Origin of the sequence: Oceanispirochaeta crateris (genome assembly GCF_008329965.1) — a bacterium.
Classification (GTDB): domain Bacteria; phylum Spirochaetota; class Spirochaetia; order DSM-2461; family DSM-2461; genus Oceanispirochaeta; species Oceanispirochaeta crateris.
The window spans coordinates 1,976,704-1,996,772 of record NZ_CP036150.1 but is presented as its reverse complement, the minus strand read 5'-3'; the positions used below and the strand labels follow the sequence as shown (position 1 = coordinate 1,996,772).

Annotated in this window: 16 protein-coding genes; 9 read left to right on the top strand and 7 right to left on the bottom strand. The window is 44.0% G+C overall.

Annotated features, from left to right (window positions below):
* The first annotated feature begins 32 nt into the window (after positions 1-32).
* On the top strand, positions 33-1,022 hold the full coding sequence (locus EXM22_RS09070; RefSeq protein ID WP_168203428.1) for a Gfo/Idh/MocA family protein: 990 nt from the start codon (positions 33-35) through the stop codon (positions 1,020-1,022).
* A 16-nt stretch (positions 1,023-1,038) separates the two neighbouring features.
* Here EXM22_RS09070 and EXM22_RS09065 read toward each other — a convergent pair whose 3' ends face one another.
* The 3 genes from EXM22_RS09065 to EXM22_RS09055 form a co-directional block, all read right to left on the bottom strand.
* Complete coding sequence (locus EXM22_RS09065; protein WP_149486209.1) at positions 1,039-3,033, bottom strand: thioredoxin domain-containing protein; 1,995 nt, start codon at positions 3,031-3,033, stop codon at positions 1,039-1,041.
* 30 nt (positions 3,034-3,063) lie between these two features.
* Entirely contained in the window at positions 3,064-4,257 is a 1,194-nt protein-coding gene (locus tag EXM22_RS09060) for an OmpA family protein (protein ID WP_149486208.1), read from the bottom strand.
* A 117-nt stretch (positions 4,258-4,374) separates the two neighbouring features.
* Positions 4,375-5,748, bottom strand: a complete 1,374-nt coding sequence (locus EXM22_RS09055; protein ID WP_149486207.1) for a sedoheptulokinase — start codon at positions 5,746-5,748, stop codon at positions 4,375-4,377.
* Between the two features lie 188 nt (positions 5,749-5,936).
* On the opposite strand from EXM22_RS09055, the gene EXM22_RS09050 reads away from it, so the two are divergent.
* Both EXM22_RS09050 and rlmN read left to right on the top strand, forming a co-directional pair.
* Complete coding sequence (locus tag EXM22_RS09050; protein ID WP_168203427.1) at positions 5,937-6,584, top strand: ferredoxin--NADP reductase; 648 nt, start codon at positions 5,937-5,939, stop codon at positions 6,582-6,584.
* A gap of 8 nt (positions 6,585-6,592) precedes the next feature.
* A complete protein-coding gene (rlmN, locus tag EXM22_RS09045) occupies positions 6,593-7,627 on the top strand; it encodes a dual-specificity RNA methyltransferase RlmN (RefSeq protein ID WP_149486205.1) in 1,035 nt (344 codons plus the stop codon).
* A gap of 21 nt (positions 7,628-7,648) precedes the next feature.
* Here the strand turns inward: rlmN and EXM22_RS09040 are convergent, their stop codons facing one another.
* The gene (locus EXM22_RS09040; protein ID WP_168203426.1) at positions 7,649-8,650 is read right to left on the bottom strand and encodes a LacI family DNA-binding transcriptional regulator; all 1,002 of its coding nucleotides are present in this window, start codon (positions 8,648-8,650) and stop codon (positions 7,649-7,651) included.
* A gap of 267 nt (positions 8,651-8,917) precedes the next feature.
* Here EXM22_RS09040 and EXM22_RS09035 point away from each other — a divergent pair, with 267 nt between their 5' ends.
* The 6 genes from EXM22_RS09035 (at position 8,918) to EXM22_RS09010 (ending at position 15,876) form a co-directional block, all read left to right on the top strand.
* Positions 8,918-10,426 carry a sugar ABC transporter ATP-binding protein gene (locus tag EXM22_RS09035; protein ID WP_149486203.1) on the top strand — a complete coding sequence of 503 codons (1,509 nt, stop codon included), beginning with the start codon at positions 8,918-8,920 and terminating at the stop codon, positions 10,424-10,426.
* Position 10,427: 1 nt separating this feature from the next.
* Positions 10,428-11,426 (top strand): ABC transporter permease, encoded by a 999-nt coding sequence (locus tag EXM22_RS09030; RefSeq protein WP_210411575.1) that lies wholly within the window; start codon positions 10,428-10,430, stop codon positions 11,424-11,426.
* Between the two features lie 27 nt (positions 11,427-11,453).
* The gene (locus EXM22_RS09025) at positions 11,454-12,473 is read left to right on the top strand and encodes an NAD(P)-dependent oxidoreductase (RefSeq protein ID WP_149486202.1); all 1,020 of its coding nucleotides are present in this window, start codon (positions 11,454-11,456) and stop codon (positions 12,471-12,473) included.
* A gap of 66 nt (positions 12,474-12,539) precedes the next feature.
* Positions 12,540-13,583 carry a substrate-binding domain-containing protein gene (locus EXM22_RS09020; RefSeq protein WP_149486201.1) on the top strand — a complete coding sequence of 348 codons (1,044 nt, stop codon included), beginning with the start codon at positions 12,540-12,542 and terminating at the stop codon, positions 13,581-13,583.
* 104 nt (positions 13,584-13,687) lie between these two features.
* A complete protein-coding gene (locus EXM22_RS09015) occupies positions 13,688-14,740 on the top strand; it encodes a sugar phosphate isomerase/epimerase family protein (RefSeq protein WP_149486200.1) in 1,053 nt (350 codons plus the stop codon).
* Entirely contained in the window at positions 14,737-15,876 is a 1,140-nt protein-coding gene (locus EXM22_RS09010; RefSeq protein WP_149486199.1) for a Gfo/Idh/MocA family protein, read from the top strand. Before EXM22_RS09015 ends, EXM22_RS09010 begins: the two co-directional genes overlap by 4 nt.
* A gap of 1 nt (position 15,877) precedes the next feature.
* Here EXM22_RS09010 and EXM22_RS09005 read toward each other — a convergent pair whose 3' ends face one another.
* From EXM22_RS09005 to EXM22_RS08995, 3 genes are read right to left on the bottom strand one after another with little or no spacing between them, the layout of a single operon-like run.
* Complete coding sequence (locus EXM22_RS09005) at positions 15,878-16,882, bottom strand: LacI family DNA-binding transcriptional regulator (RefSeq protein WP_149486198.1); 1,005 nt, start codon at positions 16,880-16,882, stop codon at positions 15,878-15,880.
* Entirely contained in the window at positions 16,879-17,979 is a 1,101-nt protein-coding gene (locus tag EXM22_RS09000; protein ID WP_149486197.1) for a GSU2086 family protein, read from the bottom strand. The genes EXM22_RS09005 and EXM22_RS09000 overlap by 4 nt, the downstream gene beginning before the upstream one ends.
* Positions 17,980-17,981: 2 nt before the next feature.
* Positions 17,982-19,895, bottom strand: a complete 1,914-nt coding sequence (locus EXM22_RS08995) for a PfkB family carbohydrate kinase (RefSeq protein ID WP_149486196.1) — start codon at positions 19,893-19,895, stop codon at positions 17,982-17,984.
* Between the last annotated feature and the right edge of the window lie 174 nt (positions 19,896-20,069).

Genomic DNA, 20,069 nt, shown 5'->3' with positions numbered 1-20,069 from the left:
TTACATAATATTTGAATGAAAAGGAGTACATTTTGAAAATTGGAATCATTGGCTGCGGAATTATCACTCAGATAGCACACCTCCCAGCCTTGTTGAAATTGAAGGATAAAATTGAGGTCATCTCTCTTTGTAATCATTCAGAACCCAAGGCAAGGAAGACCGCGGAACTTTTGGGGAATTCCGCCTTACCCATTTACAAAGATTGGCAGGAGATGATCCGGAAAGAAACGGATTTGGAGGCTGTTCTTGTGTCTCTTCCCATCCCCATGAACTATCCAGTGAGCCGTCAGTGTATCGAGGCTGGGCTGCATGTTATTTGTGAAAAGCCTGCCGGGGTAGATGCCAAAGAAGCAGCATTGACCTTGGAACTGACTCAGAAAGACGGTCCTTTGTTTATGACGGCGGAAAACTTTCAATACTATCCTAGTTTTAAGAAAGCCAGCCTGCTCTGTCAGGAAGGGCTCATCGGCAAAGTGCACTCTCTTCATTGGAATGTTCTCCAGTTTCTGGCTGTAGACAATCAATACAATCAGACTCAATGGCGTAATCAGAATGAATACCCAGGGGGGTATGTGATGGATGGGGGTGTTCATTTTGTTCATGCCCTGCAGATGATCGCCGGTTCTATTGACTCAGTTGTGGCAAAAACAAAGAGTATTAATTCCAAGCTGGGAACCATGGATATGGGGTTTGCCCTGCTGACCCACCATTCAGGAGCCATCAGTTCTCTTAATATGGGATGGCAGCACAGTGACCAGGAAGAATGCTTAAAGGTTTTTGGAACAGAAGGTTCCCTAATATTGAAGGAAGATAGCATTCTTCTCCTAAAATCCGATGGGACGAGTCTGTCCTATCCTCTTGAAGAAGAAGATTCCTTTACTGAAGAGTGGAAAGACTTTTACTCGGCTGTTACGGGCCTGTCTCCTCTGGTTATTAATCAGGAAACAGTTGTGAGAGATGTGAAGGTCATTGATGCTTTAGTGAAGTCTGCCACGGAAGGCCGGGAAGTTATGATCGATTAGAAGGTCGTTTCTCTTATCAATTATTGCGGATCTGCCGAAGCATCTCTTCTACTGTTCTGACCGGGAGGCCACAGCTGTTGTCCCGGCAGAGGTAGATTAGAGTTTCTCCTTCTTTATAGCGCCCTTGGAACAGAGGCAGATCCTCTCTTGGAACAGTTGAAAACGCACACACAAACTGTGGCAGGTAATTTTTTCTGATCTCACGGCTCAATTCATCTGCCTTATCCCCCACAACAACCACTTCATAACTAGGCATTGTTTGGTAAAGCATCAGTTCTACCCAGTGAGAATAATAAAGACAATTTTCTCCTACACGTTTAGCCATCCGGTTTGTCATTTCCCGAGCTCTTTGATTATAAGAGGTCTTTCCTGTCAGTTTTGATAGACGAAATAGGTTGTGAGCCATCACGGCATTGGAGGAGGGTAGGACCATATCGGTCTGATCTACACAAGGACTTAAAATTCGATCCTGACCGGTGGTGCTGAAAAAAATCTTCTCCTCTTCTCTATAGAAATCCAGTATTGCTTTTTGCGTCAATTCTTCCCCTTTCTGAAGATAGTTCTCTTTGCCGCTTGATTCAAAGAGGGAAATCAGAGCACTGATCAAATGGGCATAGTCTTCCAGAAATCCATTGATATAACTCTTGCTCTCTCTGAAGGCGTGAAACAGTCCTCCATGGACTGTCATGAGGTGGTCCAATATAAAACAGGTTGCCTTTTCGGCTTTTTCCAGTAAGCGGGAGTCTCCCCAAGCGTTGTAGGCATCCGTATAGGCTTTGATCATCAGAGCATTCCATGAGGTCAGGGACTTATCATCCAGGCTGGGGGGAATCCTCCGGTTTCTGGCATTTTTAAGAATTCCATTGATTCTCAGCCTCTCGGATTCCGGGAACGCAACCGGGCTTTGCCTCCCGGGGAGGAGCAGTATGTTTTTTTCGTTTTCCCAAAGTGCTTCAGCGTTTATACCATAATACGATTCTGCCAGAGGGTAGTCTTTACCCAAAAGACTCTGTAGTTCCTTTTGCTCCCAAATGTAGAAGCGTCCTTCTTCCCCCTCACTGTCTGCATCCAGAGCCGAGTAGAAAAGGCCTTCGGGTGAGGTCATCCATTCATCTATAAATTCCAGAGTCTGGTTTATAAGCTCTTTATAACGTTTATTGCCGCTCAGGCTATAGGCCTGGGCATAGAGAGAAACCAGTTGGGCGTTATCGTAGAGCATCTTTTCAAAGTGGGGTACTTTCCAGATTTCATCTGTGGAATAGCGGGAAAATCCTCCGCCAATCTGATCGTATATTCCCCCGGAAGCCATTTTATCCAGTGTCAAAAAAACAAATTTCTTCAGCTGTTCATCTTCCATCAAGTAGGACCAAGACAGAAGAGATTTATAGAGAACGGGCATGGGAAATTTGGGTGCTCCCTGAAGACCTCCATGAACTCTGTCAAAACGCCTGGAAGATTCTGAAAGAGAGGACCCCAGCTCTGCGATTGAAAAATCAGACTCTTTTGAATTCAGCAGAGTCAGTGTGTGATCCCGGATACCCTGTTCAATGGATATCGCTGCTGTGACAAATTTTTCCTGATTGGAAGTAAATTCTCCGGCCAGAAGAGAGAGTATCTCCATCCATTGTTCTCTTGGAAAATAAGAACCACCATAGAAAGGCCTTCCATCGCTCAGGGCAAACATGTTCAGCGGCCATCCCCCCCGGCCTGTTAACATCTGGAGGGCATTCATATAGTGGCTGTCTATATCAGGACGTTCTTCTCTGTCTACCTTGATGCATATAAAATGATCGTTCATGAGGCGGGCAACCCTTTCGTTTTCAAAAGATTCCTTTTCCATCACATGACACCAGTGACAGGAAGAATATCCTATGCTGATAAGCAAGGGTTTCTCTTCCTCTTTCGCTTGGCTGAAGGCTTCCTCTCCCCAGGGATACCAGTTAACAGGGTTGTGGGCATGCTGCCGGAGGTAGGGGCTCTGCTCGTGGATGAGTCTATTATTGTACTTCATTTATTTTCTCCCTGAGAAATGGACTTCCGGTCAATCCAGAATGAGGATTTCTACCCGGCGGTCTTCCATATCAGACCCGAGGGGTTCTGAATTTCCCGCACCTCTTAGAAATAGACGACCGGGTCCTGTTCGTCCCTGAGGGAACAGGATGTCCGCTACTGCTGCCGCTCTGTCTCTGGATAGTTTCTTGCGGCCTTCCAGTGTTCCATAATCCGCAGTATGTCCTGTGATGAGAATATCTCTTTGAGGGTAAGCATGGAGACTTCGTGCCAGTTCTTCCAGTCGGTATTTCTGATCATCCGATACAATTGAAGAGTCAGGCTGAAAGAGAATCCTGTCTGTTTCATTCACTGAAAGGAGAATCCCCTTTTCTGTTGGCTTGATGGTTACTCCCGGAATAGATTCCAACTCGGTCTCCAGAGACTTGACCGCTTCTTCACGGTCTATGGAAGCTGTGATTCTATAATTTGTCTCACCAATACCCATAAATTCCTGAGTTCGTCCGTTAGACATCATCATGAGGAATTCAAAGTCCTCACGTTTGTGGACCTGCTGACCTTTTTCTATATCCCATAACAACTGTTGCGAAGAATGACCGCTAATCAGGCGGATCGGTTCTGTTCCGCTCCTGACAGGGAGATAAATGCTGTATTCCATGGAGATCAGGGCGAAATGCCTGTCATCCAGGGTTTGATTCTCTACGTATGTGTAGAGAACCTGCACGTCTCCGCGGTAGGGGCCATAGATGATGCCTCCGATTCTGAATACATGAACTTCTTCTGCCGGCAGGCTCCAGGTATCTCCCGGCTTAACAGGGGTCTCAGGAAAGCGAGGCACGTTTCTGAGAACCGGACGTGACGCTTCCAGGGGGACGAATAATTCTCCTGTCATTTCTCTTTCCAGGCGGACCGTTTCTTCGTTCATCCATTCCAGGACTCCCGGCAGGACATCTATACGCTCTACAGTTCTGAAGCTTGAATCGATGACAGCTCTGCCGTCCTCTCCCACATGCTTGATAGCTGAAACTGAAAATTCATCAATCTCCGCCTGGTGGCTGAATAGACCGTCAACATATACAGTTTCGTCAACAAGGGAATCAGCATGGAAGATCTGCCCTTCCCTATGAATAAATTCAAGTTTTACTTCCTCCGCCCAAAGGGGAGAGGCAAGAGTTCCAAGAATCAGAATAAGCCAGGGTATGGGGTGTTTCATCTGGTATTTCATAACTTCAACATCGGCTGTATGGGGCTTTGACAGCAGGAAGAAAGAGAATATCTTTATTCTCTTGAGATCTTAGCTTAAATTCTTACTCTTCATACAAGGAGTGGTACATCCCCATTGTTAGGATAGCCCCTGACTCATGTATTCAACGATGGCGCGTGCGCCTTCCGAATAATCTTTGAAGATTCCGACCGCTTTACCGGCATTTATAAGGGCTCCCAGACAGCTTTCTTCGCTGTTTTTCAGAAGGACAAGTGGTTTTTTATATGTCCATTCGGCGGCCTTTATCAGATGTCTGTTTTTTCTGATTCCATTTCCAGCTCCCACCAGGGTCTTCATGCCAGATTTTACATCCATAGGAAGTTCATCATAAAAGCGGAAGAGTTCCTGGATCATCCCCTGAACCAGAGCCTTAATCATATTGGCTGGTGTAAAATTAATATCTCTTATATTTTTAAAGTATGCCAGTTGCTTTTCCTCACCCCGTTCTCCAAGGAACAGGGGCAGACAGTCCATGTCTTTTGTGGTGAAATCGAGGTCGAGATCATCCATGATTTTTAAAATATTCTGAGGTTTACCTGCGGAGAAGAGTTCTGTCACGGAGTTAAAAAAACCGGCTAGAATCTTATAGGAGTGCCCTCCGCAGAGAGAGAAGGCCACATGAATGTATCCTTCATTGCCCAGAGCTCTTGTTTCGAAGTGAGGGTATTGGGCAAATTCCTTTCTGTAAAATGAGACTTGGCCGGAAGTTCCGTAATTGAGAAGAAGGCTGGTCTCCTTCTCAATTACGGAACCGAGAAAACTGGCCTGATTATCACCTAAAGCCTGGATGACTGGAATCCCCTTATAATGTCCCAATAACTCCGTCGATGATACAAGGGCAGGGAGAATTTCTTCGTCCAGGAGAGGCAGATTTTTGAGTGTCCCTGCCAGGGTTCCCTGCTGGAGATCCACCAGGCCCATGCTGCCTCCCAGGCTTATGTCTGTGACGGGAGTTGAAGCCCCTGCCAGGCGCATGCCGATATAGTCTCCTATGTTGCAGAATTTTGCGGCTCCTTTTGGAACCTCATCATCTTGTAAAAGGGAATAGTGGGTCACAATACCGTATCCTGAGTGTACCTGGTATCCCAGTTTTTCCGAGACAATTTCATTCAGCATCTGTCCCTGCTTCTGTCTTAATCCCCTTTGGTTCTGCCAAGTGTAAAAGGGGGAGACGGGATCTCCCTCATCATTCACGTAGAGAATCCCGTGCATCTGAGCCGAGAGAGACAGTGCTTCAATTTTTTGCTCTGAAAAATCAATCAGCTCATCCAAAATGGCTTTTATGTCCAGGTAAATCCGCTGTGGATCCTGAATATATTCTCCTGGAATTTCACTCTCTATAAAATGATTATTGAGGCTCAGTGTCTTGATAGCTCTTTTCTCTTTCAGGGAAAAGAGAACTCCGCAGATGGTTGTTGTTCCAATATCCAAACCAATCAAACTCATTTTCATGATTCTCCTTTTTTAGCCTATCCGGTTTGACTGTTAAAGTTTTAACACCTTAACTGGTACGATACGTCTGTACCAAAGAGCTGTCAAATCTTTTATTTTATTCAGGCAAGAGAGGACAAAACATCCTATATTTAAGGAGATTATGTGCCTTTTGGGGGAGTATGGAGCCTGTATATAAAATCCAAATTTTGGAACAGGAAGAGATTGCAGAAGATGTCTTCTACATCAAGCTGGAACATCCTAAAGGAGTCTCCGGAACTTTTATCCCGGGACAGCTTCTAGCCTTGTCGTATACACCTGGATCTACTGTCCGGTATTACAGTATCGCCTCGGGAAATTGTGAAGATTTCTGGGGTATCCTATACAATCGGGTCTCTGATGGCGGACTGACACCCCGGCTGAGCGGATTGAGAAAGGGTGACAGCCTCTATACGAGCCTCCCTTTTGGTGATTTTCTATCTGTGAAAGCGCCTATGGTCTGGATTGCCACTGGTACAGGCATTGCTCCATTTCACTCTATGGTTCAATCGGGCAAGGCTTTAGAAGATACTATTTTGGTGCATGGTGCACGGCAGAAAAAGGACTTTTATTTCTATGAGAACTTTTTAAAGATTATGGATCGGAGGTATATTGCCTGTTCTTCTCTTTTGGAACAGCATGGTTTTTACTCCGGGAGGTTGTCGAAATATCTGAAAGAGGATTTTTCCTTTGCTCAGTGTCCTGAGGAAACCTGTTTCTATCTGTGCGGTTCATCCTCAATGATCGTGGATATTCGGGATCTACTCCTTTCAAAAGGGGTAGAATTTGATAAAATAATATGTGAAATATACTTTTAAGGATTCAAATGGACGCATTATTTGGAAAAACGCTCTCTCAATTGCAGGACCTTGCTGTGTCCCAGGGATTAAAACCCTTCGTGGGAAAACAGATCGCCAATTGGCTTTATCAACAGAAAATCACATCTATCGATGAAATGACCAATCTTTCTCTGGAAGCCAGGCAGGGATTAAAAGAAAAATATCAGCTGGGCCTCATGGCTCACCAGAAAGTGGATGTCTCGGTGGATGGAACAAAAAAATATCTTTATCACATCAAAGGACATCAATATGTAGAAGCGGCTTATATTCCAGATGGAGACAGAGCCACTCTTTGCGTCTCCAGTCAGGTAGGCTGTAAAATGGGTTGTCTCTTTTGTATGACTGGGAAGCAAGGGTTTCAGTACCATCTGAGTGCAGGAGAAATATTGAACCAATTTCATAGCCTGCCGGAGGTTAAAAATATCACAAACATAGTCTATATGGGCATGGGGGAACCTTTGGATAATCTGGATTCTGTCTTGGACAGCCTGGAGATTTTAACATCTTCCTGGGGCTATGGGATGAGTTCAAAAAGGATCACTCTGTCTACCATCGGGATCATTCCGGGAATGAAAAAGTTTCTGGATACAACGGGTGTACACCTGGCCATCAGTATACACAGCCCCTATGAGGAAGAACGTAAGAGTCTGATGCCTATTCAGCAGGTTTATCCCATTGCCGACATCATCGAATTACTCAAAGGGTACGACTGGTCAGGACAACGCCGTCTGAGTTTTGAATACATCTGCTTTGACGGAGTCAATGATTCAGAGGATCATGCCAGGGCTTTGGCGCGATTGCTGGGAGGGATCAAAGCCCGGGTTAATCTAATTCATTTTCATCCGATTCCCGATTCTCCACTAACGGGCAGCTCACGGTCCCGGATGGAAACCTTTCAGACAATTTTGAAAGGGAAGGGCTACTACACAACCATAAGAAAGAGCCGGGGAGAGGATATCTTTGCTGCCTGCGGTCTGCTTTCCACTAAAGAAAAACTGGCTCAGGAATCAAAGGATTATTAGATTTTTTTGGACTGAGGAGTTTTAGGGGTTGGAATCTCTAAGGATCAAACGGGGAGGTAAAAGGTATTGTTTTACCTCTTTTAAAGGGTTGTTTATCAGCTCCAGAAGCTCCATAGCCGCAATGATTCCTATGTCTTTTTGAGACTGTTCTACCGTAGTCAGAGGGATACGGCATCGGCGGGAAAATTCGATATTGTCATAGCCAATAATCCTTATATCCTCGGGTAAGGTTCGGCCATTCTGGAGCAGACCTTCCTGCAAAGCCATGGCGATATCATCACTTGTTATAAATATGCTGGCTTTATTTGATTTTAACTTGCTGCGCATCAAGATAGTGGGAACTATGGCCAGACCGTCGTTGTATGTATTGATGTTCCTGTAATGGGTAATTTGATCTCTTTCTATGCCTTTGCTTTCCATATACAGAAAAAAACCTTCCATTCTCCTGCTAAGATTCTGGTGTTCATAACCTGTTACCAGGATGATTTTCTCATCCTTCCTGAGCCGGCTGTACATGTGTCTTGCTGCCAGCTTTCCCCCTTCTATATCATCTGTGGATACGTAATTGACATCTGGATCTTCAGAGAATGTGTTCATTAGGATAAAAGGCCGGCCTGTTCTTTTTAACAAAGCCACTGCTTCAGAATCTGGTGAAATTGGTGCAATTATAAAACCATCGACACTGCTACGGATCATGGATTGGACTATTTCTAACTCTTTATCTCGGTTCCATTGGGAGCTGCTGATCATCATGTTGTATTTCTTTTCATATAGGATCTTCTCAATTTCACTGCTGATACTGATGAAAAAGGGGTTGGCAATATCTTCAATGACAATTCCAATGGTCTGACTTTTTCGGCGAGAGAGGTTCCGCGCCAGATGGCTGGGTTCAAATCCATTATCATCTATGATCTTCTGTATTCTCTTTCTTGTGGATTCATTTACATGAGGAGAACGGGATAGCACTCTGGATATGGTTGCCTTTGAGACGCCAGCTAGGCGGGCAATATCGTTTATATTCACTAAAATCTTCCCTTTGGAGAATGCCTCATCCATTATAATGGATTTACCAAAACAGTCAAATATATTTTGTAACCGGTTCCTGAAAAGGGGCAGTTTTATCATGAGATATGTTTTGTTTATATTTCTATAAATTCTGTTTGTTTATCTATAAATATTCTCTATAAATCAATTAAAATAGGGATGATAATAAAAAAGTTGACACCCTATTTTCGCCATGGTAGAATTGGAACCGGTTACAATTTAAACACAATTGGAGTGCTATCCTCGATGAGTGATGAGATTTTAAGGGTTGAGAATATTTGTAAAAGCTTTTCTACAGTAGAAGTTCTTCATAATGTCTCTTTCGGTATCAATAGGGGAGAAGTCCTGGGGCTCATTGGTGAAAATGGAGCGGGTAAATCTACGATGATGAAGATTCTAAGCGGCATTTACGAACCCACGACGGGAGATATTTATTTTGAAGGCAAACCTATTGTTGTCGGTAATACTGCATCTGCCAAAAAAATTGGAATCAGCATCATTCCGCAAGAATTTAATCTTATCAATGATTTAACAGTTTCGGATAATGTTTTTTTGGGCTCCGAGATTCGTAAAAAAAGTGGATTTCTAGATAAGGATGCCATGAAAAAGAAAACTGGTGTTCTCTTGAAATCATTGGAAGTTGAAATTTCTCCTGATGAAAAAATTGAGAATCTTAGTGGTGCAGAGAAGCAGATGGTAGAGATCAGCAAGGCACTAGCCTTTGAATCCAAGGTGTTGATCATGGATGAACCGACCTCTGTTTTGACGAGTCATGAGATTAATATCCTATTCAAACTGATGAAAAAGTTGAAGGAAAAGGGGCTGACAATTGTATACATCTCTCACAAATTAAAAGAGGTCAAAGAGATCTGTGATCGGGTTCTTGTATTAAGAGATGGAAACTTTGTTCTGGATGCAAATATTGAAAGCATTAGTCCTGAAGAAATGGCACAGAGCATGGTCGGACGAGAACTCTCTCAGATTTTTCCGCCGAAGGTTCAGCCTGAAAGTGAGGTTGTTTTTAAAGTGGAGAATATTTGTGTTGATGGATTAGTCCGCGGGGTGAGTTTTGACCTGCGTAAAGGTGAAATCCTCGGACTGGGAGGACTTGTAGGAGCAGGGCGCACTGAAGTATCAGAAGCAATTATGGGGCTTCGAAAAATGTCAGAGGGGAAAGTTGTGCTGAATGGAGAAACTCTGCAGATAAGGCACCCCGAAGATGCTGTTAAGGCCGGTTTGGGATATTTATCGGAAGATAGGCAGGGGAGTGGAATCATTACATCTTTTTCGGTTGCCAGAAATACCACTTTAGTTTCTTTACCCCGGTATTCTAATAATTCTCTTCGTTGGATTGATAAGGCCCGAGAGCTAAAATCCAGTGAAAAATACAAAAATCTATTCAATCTTAAAACAACGAGTCTGCATACGGCTCTTGAATTTCTGAGTGGCGGAAATCAGCAGAAAGTTTCCATGTCCAAGAGTATTGATACGGAGCCTCTCGTTCTGATCGTCGATGAACCCACGAGAGGGATCGATGTGTCTGCCAAACAGGAAATCTATTATTTCATTAACAACCTTGTTAAGGAGGGGATCTCCTGTATCTTTATTTCTTCCGAGATGGAAGAGCTTATCGGTATGTGCCACAGGGTTGTGGTTATGAAAGATGGTGAAGTTACGGGTGTTTTGGAAGGTGAGAAGATTTCAGAAGAATCAATCATGTTATATGCAACAGGAATTATCGAGGGGGAAGCCTGATATGGAATCAGTCAATTCTGAAGAAATGGATAAACAATCTTTATGGAGTCAGTTAAAACATTTTAACTGGCAGAGGTATGCTTCGTTCATAGCTCTGGTGTTTCTTATTGTTTTGTCTTCTTTTTTAAGTCCTTACTTTCTGAAACCTCAGAATTTGATCAATATCATGCGGCAGGTTTCCTATACAGGAATTATCGGCCTGGGGATGACTTTTGTGATTATCACCGCTGGTATTGACCTTTCAGTAGGGTCTCTCACTGCCTTCACCGGGGCAGTTGTAATCTTGACAATGAATGCGGCTCTCAAGGTAGTAGACAATGAAGTGATTGTTATCCTCATTGGTTTTATCACCGGTATCCTTGTGGGAGGAGCTGCTGGAGCCTTTAACGGTTTTATGATTACAAGAGGGAAAATTGCTCCCTTTATTGCTACCTTAGGTTCAATGGCCATTTTTAGATCCATGAGTCTCTACATAGGAAATGCTGGAGAAATTCAATCACATAACTCCCTTTATGGAGAGTTTGGTATGGGTACATTCATGTTCGTCCCTGTTCCAGTTTTTTTCCTGCTGGGGTTGGCAGCCGTTTTAAATCTTGTTTTGAATAATACCCGTTACGGCCGTTATCTTTGTGCAGTGGGATCTAATCAGAAGGTGGCTCTATTTTCAGCCATCAACGTGGATAAAACAAAATTCATAGCCTACACATTGATAGGTGTTCTGGTTGGTATATCGGCCATTCTGTTGGGGTCCAGGTTTAATGCCGTGAGTACTTCTAATATGGGATTGGCTTTTGAATTGGATGCTATTGCGGCGGTTATCATCGGCGGAACAGCTATGGCAGGAGGGCGTGGAACCATTTGGGGTACCATCTTTGGTGCCCTGATTCTGGGGATCATCAACAACATGCTCAACATGGTTGGCGTCTCTCCCTATTTGCAGGGAACCGTGAAAGGTATTGTGATTATTGCTGCGGTCTACGTCCAAAAGCAAAAGCAGTAATGAAATATTCGTTTTCAGAGGAATATCATGGATAAGAAGAAAGTCGTGGCAGCTCCCCATCCTCAAAGGTTAGATCTTATTTTTCCGGGGAAGTTGATGGCACAACTCAAAAAGATGGTTCAGTTAGAGTTCCTCGGTGACGGTCCAGTGGATTATCAACGTCTTGATGAACATCTAGATGGGGCTGTCGCGCTAATCGGCCAGATGGATCTGCCTGCAGAACGTTTGAAGAAGGCTCCAGATCTTAAAGCTATTTTCAATGTGGAAGGGAATTTTTATCAGAACATTGATTATGACTACTGCTTTAAAAAGAATATTCACGTACTCAACTGCGGTGGTGCCTACTCACAAGCGGTTGCTGAGATGTCTCTGGGGATGGCTCTTGACTTATGCCGCGGGATCACACGGGAAGATCGGCGGTTCCGGGAAGGTCAGGAGGTTTATTTGGCCGATGGATGCCGGGATTCGCTGTTGTTATCCGGCTCCGAGGTCGGGTTTATTGGCTTCGGAAATCTGGGCCGGGCTATGGTGAAATTGCTGGAACCTTTTCATTGTTCCGTAAAAATTTTTGATCCCTGGATTCCAGATAGCATCATAGAGGAGGCGGGCTGTATTCCCGCTACACTGGATGAGGTCTTGAAAACGACTCGTTTTATCTTTGTCTTTGCGGGAGTAACGAAGGAAAATCAAGGCTTCTTAAACCGGAAAAAGCTGGAAATGATCCATAAGGATGCCTTTTTTCTTTTGATGAGCCGTGCAGCTGTGGTTGATTTTGAAGCTCTATGTGAACTTACAGCACAGGGTGCCTTTACAGCTGCAACGGATGTTTTTCCAATAGAGCCTCTGGCTGTGTCCCATCCTGCCCGGAACAACGATCATCTTCTGCTGTCTGCTCATAGAGCAGGAGGAATACCTCAGGCTTTTAGTCTTATCGGAAGGATGGTTCTTGATGATATGGACTTGATACTTCGGGGATTACCCCCAGTGAGGATGCAGAGGGCACAATGGGAAACAGTCAAGAGTTTTGCCAGCAAGCCCGCAGGATAACCCTTATTCAGGATTTGGCAGCTGTGTGACAGCTGTTGGAGATATAAGAAAAATTTGGAGGAAAGTATGAAAAGGATCTTGTCTGTAACGATGGTTCTCATGCTGTTTGCCGGGGCATTTATGATCACCGGCTGTGCTAAAGAGGAAGCCCCTATGGCTGCTGCAGCACCGGCTCCTGCAGCTGAGGCTGCTCCGGTTATGGAAAAAAGCTATAGCGGTAAGATTGGGGTCTCACTGCCTACGGCAACACATGGTTATATGGGCCGCGTAAACTGGTGGGTACAGAAATCAGTTAAAGATTGGGAAGAAAAACATCCAGAACTGGAGTTCCTTGTTGTCTCTGCCGATAGCGTGACAAAACAGGCTTCTGATATTGAAGACTTGATGATCAAAGAGATTGACGCTCTTGTCTGCTTTCCCTTTGACTCATCTCTGACAGCGGTTATTGAAAAAGCATATAACGCCGGTATTTATACTGTTGTACTGGACCGGGGTGCCACAAAACCAGTCTATGACGTTTACATCTCGAATGATGATGAAGGCTATACTCGTGAAGGTACCAAATGGATCGCCGAGCAGCTTGGAAATAAAGGAAAGATCGTTATCATCGAGGGTATACCTAGTGTAATCAATAGTATTCGAGTTGATACCATCAAAGAAACAGCAGCCAAATATGGATTGGAAGTTCTTGATTCCCAGCCCGGAATGTGGAATCCAGAAAAAGCCCTTGCGGTAATGGAGAATTATCTGCAGAAATATCCGGAGATTGATGCAGTGTATACAGCCGATGATGACATGATGAAAGGGGCTCTTCAGGCATATAAAGAGTCAGGCCGGGATGATATTAAGATCTTTCTTGGCGGTGGAGCTGATAAGGAGATCCTGAAAATGATCATGGATGATTCAAATCCCTTGGTTAAAGCCAATGTTACTTATCCACCAGACTGTATTGCAACTGCCGTTGGTCTTGCTGTCTTGGGACTTAATGATCAGGTTTTCGAGGGTTTTTATCAGAAAAAACTTCCTATACGCATCATTTTGGCAGCAGAATTGGTCACCAAAGAAAATGCTGATCAATACTATGTTGAAGATGAATTGAATTTCCAATAGGAATCAATTTGAATCTGTTTTTAAAACGGGCTGTCTGTTGAAAAATGGACAGCCTATTTTTTGAATATGCATGAAACAATCAGTAATATAAGTTGGAGGTCTAAATGAATATGATTAAAGGACCGGCTATTTTTCTGGCACAGTTTGTGGGAGATAAGCCCCCCTTTGATAATTTGAACCATATTACAGAGTGGGCTCAATCTCTTGGTTACAAGGGTGTTCAGATTCCTGCAAATGAAAAGAACCTGATAGACATTGATCTTGCCTCTCAATCAAAGACATATTGTGATGATTTGAAAGGGCAATGCCATGGACTGGAAATTACGGAACTGGCAACGCATATCTTTGGACAGCTTGTTGCAGTCAATCCGGCATATGATGAACTTTTTGATGGATTCACCGAACCATCTTTGAGGGGTAAGCCTCAGGAGAGGCAGAGCTGGGCAGTACAAAAGATGATCAATGCGGTGAAAGCCTCTGCAAATCTCGGTTTGAAGGTGATGCCCAGTTTTAGCGGTGCTCTTATGTGGCCTCTCTTCTACCCGTGGCCTCAACGGCCTGAAGGCCTTGTTGAGCAAGGTTTTCGGTCTCTTTCCAAGCTATGGAAGCCAATTTTGGATGTAGCTGATGAATACGGAGTGGATATTGCATTTGAGATTCATCCCGGTGAAGATTTGCATGACGGTTTAAGTTTTGAAGCTTTTTTAGAAGCCACTGGAAATCATCCTCGTGTCAATATCTTGTATGACCCATCCCATTTTATACTCCAATGTCTGGATTATCTTCAGTTTATTGATATATATGGAGACAGGATCAAGGCATTCCATGTGAAGGATGCTGAGTTCCATCCAACGGGTCGCCAGGGTGTATACGGAGGGTATTCATCTTGGCAGAATAGAGCGGGACGGTTTCGGAGTTTAGGGGATGGGCAGGTTGATTTTAAGCAGGTTTTTACGAAGTTGACAGAAGTAGGATACGATTCCTGGGCTGTTCTTGAATGGGAGTGCTGTATTAAGAGTTCGGTTCAGGGGGCAGCCGAAGGAGCTCCCTTTATACAGTCTATGATTATTGATCCTGCTGGAAAAGCTTTTGATGATTTTGCAGGAACATCTATCAATCGGGAGACGATTAATCGAATACTGGGAGTGATTCAATGAGAGTATTACAAGGTGGAATAGTTGGTGCCGGAAAAGACTCCTTCATCGGTTTTGTGCATAGAGCTGGTGCTTGTCTGATGGGTGAGTCTGAAATCAAGGCTGGTGTTTTCTCCAGTAATCCTCAGAAGAGTAAAGATAGGGGAAAGGAACTTGGACTAAATCCAGAAAGAGTCTATTCAGATTACAAAGATATGATTCGTGGAGAATTGTCCAGACCTGCTTCAGACCGCATCGACTTCGTTATAATTGCCTCCCCTAATAGCAGCCATTATGATTTGACAATGGCTTTCCTTGAGGCCGGTATCCATGTTTTTTCAGATAAACCCATGGCAATTTCAATGGAACAAGCATCAAAAATTAAGAAAAAGACAGAGGAGACAGGTCTCCTTTATGCTCTTACCCATGGTTATACGGGTTATGCTATGACGAAACAGGCTCGGTTTCTGGTAGAATCAGGTGCACTTGGTAAAATTATCAGAATCGTTGTGGAGTATACTCAAGGATGGTTATCTCCATTAGTCGAAAATCCAGAGCTTTTTAATACCTGGCATTTGAATCCGGAAATTTCAGGTCCTTCCTGCACAATGATGGATGTGGGTATCCATGCTCTAAATCTCATTCAGACCATTACGGGCCTTGTTCCCCATGAGGTCTGCGCGGATCTTGGGAGTACTATTCAAGGGAACGCCCTAGATGACCAGGGCACAGTTCTTATTCATTTTGAGGATCAAGCACGAGGTATCCTTCATGCTTCCCAGGTCTCTTCGGGAGAGGGGAATGCCCTGAGGATCAGAGTCTATGGAAGCAGGGCTGGTTTGTCCTGGGATCAGGAATATCCAGAGACTCTGGAGTTAATGAACGGAGATGGAACCAGCACGATTTATAAGAAGGGTACGCCGGCTTTATGTGGAGATGCCAAAATGGCCGCGCGTTTACCTGCTGGTCATCCAGAAGGCCTTATTTCAGCATTTGCTAACATCTATAATAGTGGCTTTCGCTATATAAGAGGCGAGTCTGTCCTTCCCGGGCGTGATTTTCCAAATGCCTCTCAGGGTGTTCTTGGCCTCTCGTTCATTGAGGCTATTATTAAAAACAATGAAGACATGGAAAAATGGACACCCCTTAGATCCCTTTGAATTATAGAATAACCGCAGATTGCCTCATGACAATCTGCGGTTCAATGAGGTGCTGAGGGAGTTCTTCCGCGCTTCCTTCGATCATTTCAAGTAGTTCCATGGCGGCAATCTTGCCTATGTCTTTTATCCCTTGAGAAACCGTTGTCAAAGGTATTCTGCAGAAAGTGGACAGTTTTATATCATCATACCCGATAACTGAAACTTGCTCCGGTATAGAAATACCCAGTTCCAGAAGACGCGTAATGATTCCGATGGCTACGTTATCATTCGTCACAAAAAGAGCAGTCTTAATGCTGGCAAGCCGGTTCTTAATCAACAGAACCGAAGCTATTTCATACCCCTGTTCATAGGTGTTTATATTTTCATAATGAATCAATTCTTCCGGTTTCTCTAAAGTCTCTTTGAATCCCTGAATCCTGTAGCTTATGGATTGGTGGGGATATCCCGTAATCAGGATTTGACAAGGCCTGTGCATCCTGTTGAAAAATTGTCCTGCCAACCTTCCTCCTGCGCTATTATCGCAGCTGACAAAGGCTAAGTCTTCCTGCTTGGGGATCACATTGATGAGAAGGAAGGGTATCCCCGAGGATTTTAAAAGTGCTATGGAGCGGGATGTTTCAGAAACAGGAGCCAGGATGATACCGTCAACACGGCTGCTGATGAGCTGGCGAACAAGGCGCAATTCATTTTCTTCGTCCCATCTGGAGCTTGAAATTTGCATGGAGTATCCTGAATGACTGATGACCTTATCGATGCCGTCGGCTACTTCGATAAAAAAGAAGTTGGCTAGTTCATCGATGACGATTCCGATGGTCATACGCGGGGTTCCGGCCAGACTCTGGGCCATATTGTTTGGCACATAGGAATACTTTTCCATGATTTTAAGAATTTTTTCTTTCGATTCCTTTTTTACTTTAGGAGAGTTGGACAGGACTCTGGAAACGGTGGCTTTAGAGACACCGGCTTCAGTTGCTATGTCCGATATAGTTACGGTCTTTTTTTTCATAGACTCAGTCTCTTATATAGATGATGGAGGAATGTTCTGTTGTCCATAGAGCTGTAATCGGCGGGACAGCCCATACGGTTGAAGGTTTTCATAAAACGGAGGTAATAGGCAGGATTGTCTGCCGGTGGTTCTCCCTGGCTCCAATCCCAGGTTTGTTTCTGAAGGTCAACCACATGGATTGGGCAGTTTTTGATTATACGACCCTCTTTTTGAGCGGCATTGCGCGCCATTGAGAGTGCCTTTTCAAATATCATAGGGGACATCACCGCCGATCCTACAGAGAGGTATACTCCGCCTTCAAGGCGGGACACTGAATCGGTAAAAGCAAGGAAGTCCTTTTGAGCACAGCGACCTAAGGCAGCACCTCTGTTGGCCCTGTGTGTATAGATGATGTCATGACCAAACATGGGATGACTTGTGAAAGGTATCCCCGCAGTAAAAGCTCTGGCCTGGATGCTGTAGTCTGCAAAAGGGTGGTTGATTTTCAGGGGACCTGGGGATAATTTTTCAGAAAGGATTAGTTCAAGAAAGTCGGCTGCTGCCGCCCTTTGCCAGAGCTCCGTGGCTGGATTGTCTCCCTGGATCAGAGACATCAGATCTTTCTGTGAGGGAATGACAAGTTCACCAGTGCTAATCATGGCCCCTAGGGATTCTCCGTAACCTAGGCCGTTGTAGGCTCCCGCAGCCAGGGCTAGGTTGATGTACAGCCCTGTCTCTTCCCAGGTGCCGAACTTTCCTTGTTTGACATTGCTGCGCACATCTTCAGAGCTTAATCCCTGATATGCAAACTCCCAGTCATGGATGACTCCGGCACCGTTTGTGGCTAGATGAGTCACCCACCCCTCTTCAATCAAAGCGGAAAGAATCAGGGATAATCCATTTTTTATGGCATGAGCGCCAAATGCCAGTATGACAGGTTTCTTGTTTTTTCTGGATTCTCTGATCTCCCCGGCTATACTGTCTATCTTTTCGCTTTCAGATTTTCCGATTGGAGGTGCAGATGTCTCCGGTTTCAGAGCTGTCGTTGAGATATTTACCTTGCTGTCTCTGCTTCTGAGTGGGTAGTACTCCATTTTTTCACGGTCGAAACATTTCATACTTATTTTTTCCTTTTTGTATCAAGATTCCATTCTAAGTATTCAGTCAAAAATGATCTCCAGGAAAAATCAGGAATCAATGCCTTGGCTCCTCCCAGAATCAGACGCTGTCTTTTATCAGGATTCACGCCAAAACGCTGTTTTTCATCACTTAGTAGTCCTATTCCGGTAAAGTCGCGTTTAGCAGCTTCTCGCATTTCCACAGGTCCGTCTCCAAAAACATAGCAATTTTGAGGCTTCACGTTTTCAGGAAGTTCTCTGCTTATCCTTTCCATGACCAACTTCTTGGGATCCTGGTCAATATTGCCGACGGATCCGAAAATACCTCCAGTGAACAACTCGGCATACCCTAGTGTCTTTGCTTCCTTACGAACGTCTTCCTGGTCTGTTCCACTAGCAAGGTAGAGGGGTATCCCCGCATCTTTAAGGCTTTGTAGGAAGGGTATGGCTCCTTTCATGGTTACGTCTCTCAGATCCAGCATACCTCTACGGAATAGGCTGATCCGGGCAGAAACCATATTCATGAGCCTGTCGTTGTATATTTTTTTATATTCCAGGGGGGTCAATACCTTATGTCGCGGGACATAAGAATGGGATTTTACCAGGCTTTGCAAGTGATGCATCTGAATGATTGTTTGGACACCGGTTGTTTTTTCGATCATTTCATCTGCAGTTGCAGAGATGCATTCTATTTCCTCTTGAGAGACCAGTTTTAGTGATTCTCCCAATATGGACTGGAGTACGACTTCCTTCATGATGGGTTCCCAGCCCTGGCGAAGGGTGGATATTGTTCCGTCATGATCAAAGATAACAGCCACGGGATTCCCTGATGGTTTGAGGCCGATGATCTCAATGGGAGTGTCTTTGAGGAATTTAGCCGTTCTATTGTCAGATGCAACTTCAGGATTGTAACGGTAATCCGGGGATGTTCCCATTCTTATCAGCTCGTCTTTATTCGGATGTCCTGTTTCAAAAAGTTTTGTTACAGAAACACTGGCAGTACAGTTTCCAGTGAATAAAGCCTCTTTTAGGGTATGCCCTGAAGCCATTGTGAGAGCTAAAGCCGCCAAAAAGGCGTCACCTGCGCCAACAGTATCCTTGGGGCCTGTCAGACTGATGCCCGGTGTTTCTTCAATTTTCCCTTCAGAGTCTATGCCAATGGCCCCGTCTTCTCCCAAGGTGATTATGACGGGCTTTTCCCAGTAGGAGGAGAGCCATTGGATTAACTCTCTTTTTTCAGGAAGTGATTTCTGAGGTTCTTTCATACTAAAAATTGCTTCGGCTTCACTCTTGTTTAATTTACGGATGCTCTGGTTGTAAACCAGATTCAGGTGGCGGCAGTCACTGATCCAAAGGCTGTCATCTTTGTATTTGAGTATTAAATCGGCCAGGCCTTTTTGAAACTGACTATTATGGTAGCCGTGTAATACTTGCTCATTGATAATGATGACTTCATAGTTTTTGATGTTTGATTCAATATCCTCTAAGAGTAAGGATACTACCTCAGGACTTACTCTGTTGAAGTTTCCTATATCACAACGTGATTCTTCTACGGAGTCCTTGTAGAATTTATGATATACATGGGTTTGCCAGTTTTCTTTTTGTGTTTGAATATGTGTACAGGAGACATCTGAATCCGTTAGAATGGATTTAAGAGTTTCTCCAAAAGGATCAGAACCGATAACTCCATAAATATCTACAGAACCAGCTCCTAGACTCTTTAAGTTTATGGCCACATTGCCGGCACCGCCTGCTTCATGTTTAAAATCTTCAACTGACTTTGTTCTCTGTCCTGTTTCGAGTGACACTTCACACTTTTCATCACTGAGGAAGTAATACATATCTACACAGATATCTCCGATGACAGCGATGGAAATATCTGGGAAATCCTTTACGATATTGTTCAAGTTCTTCATGATTGATCCTAATCTTCTCTATTTTTGAATAAATAATGTAACCGGATACATTGAATTTATGATAATGCGATCATTCTGGCTTGTCAATCACCATGATTGTAGGGCTGTTTAAGAAGTTAATATTCTTAGAAATGTATGATATAAAATGAAATAACATGGATATACAGAGTATAA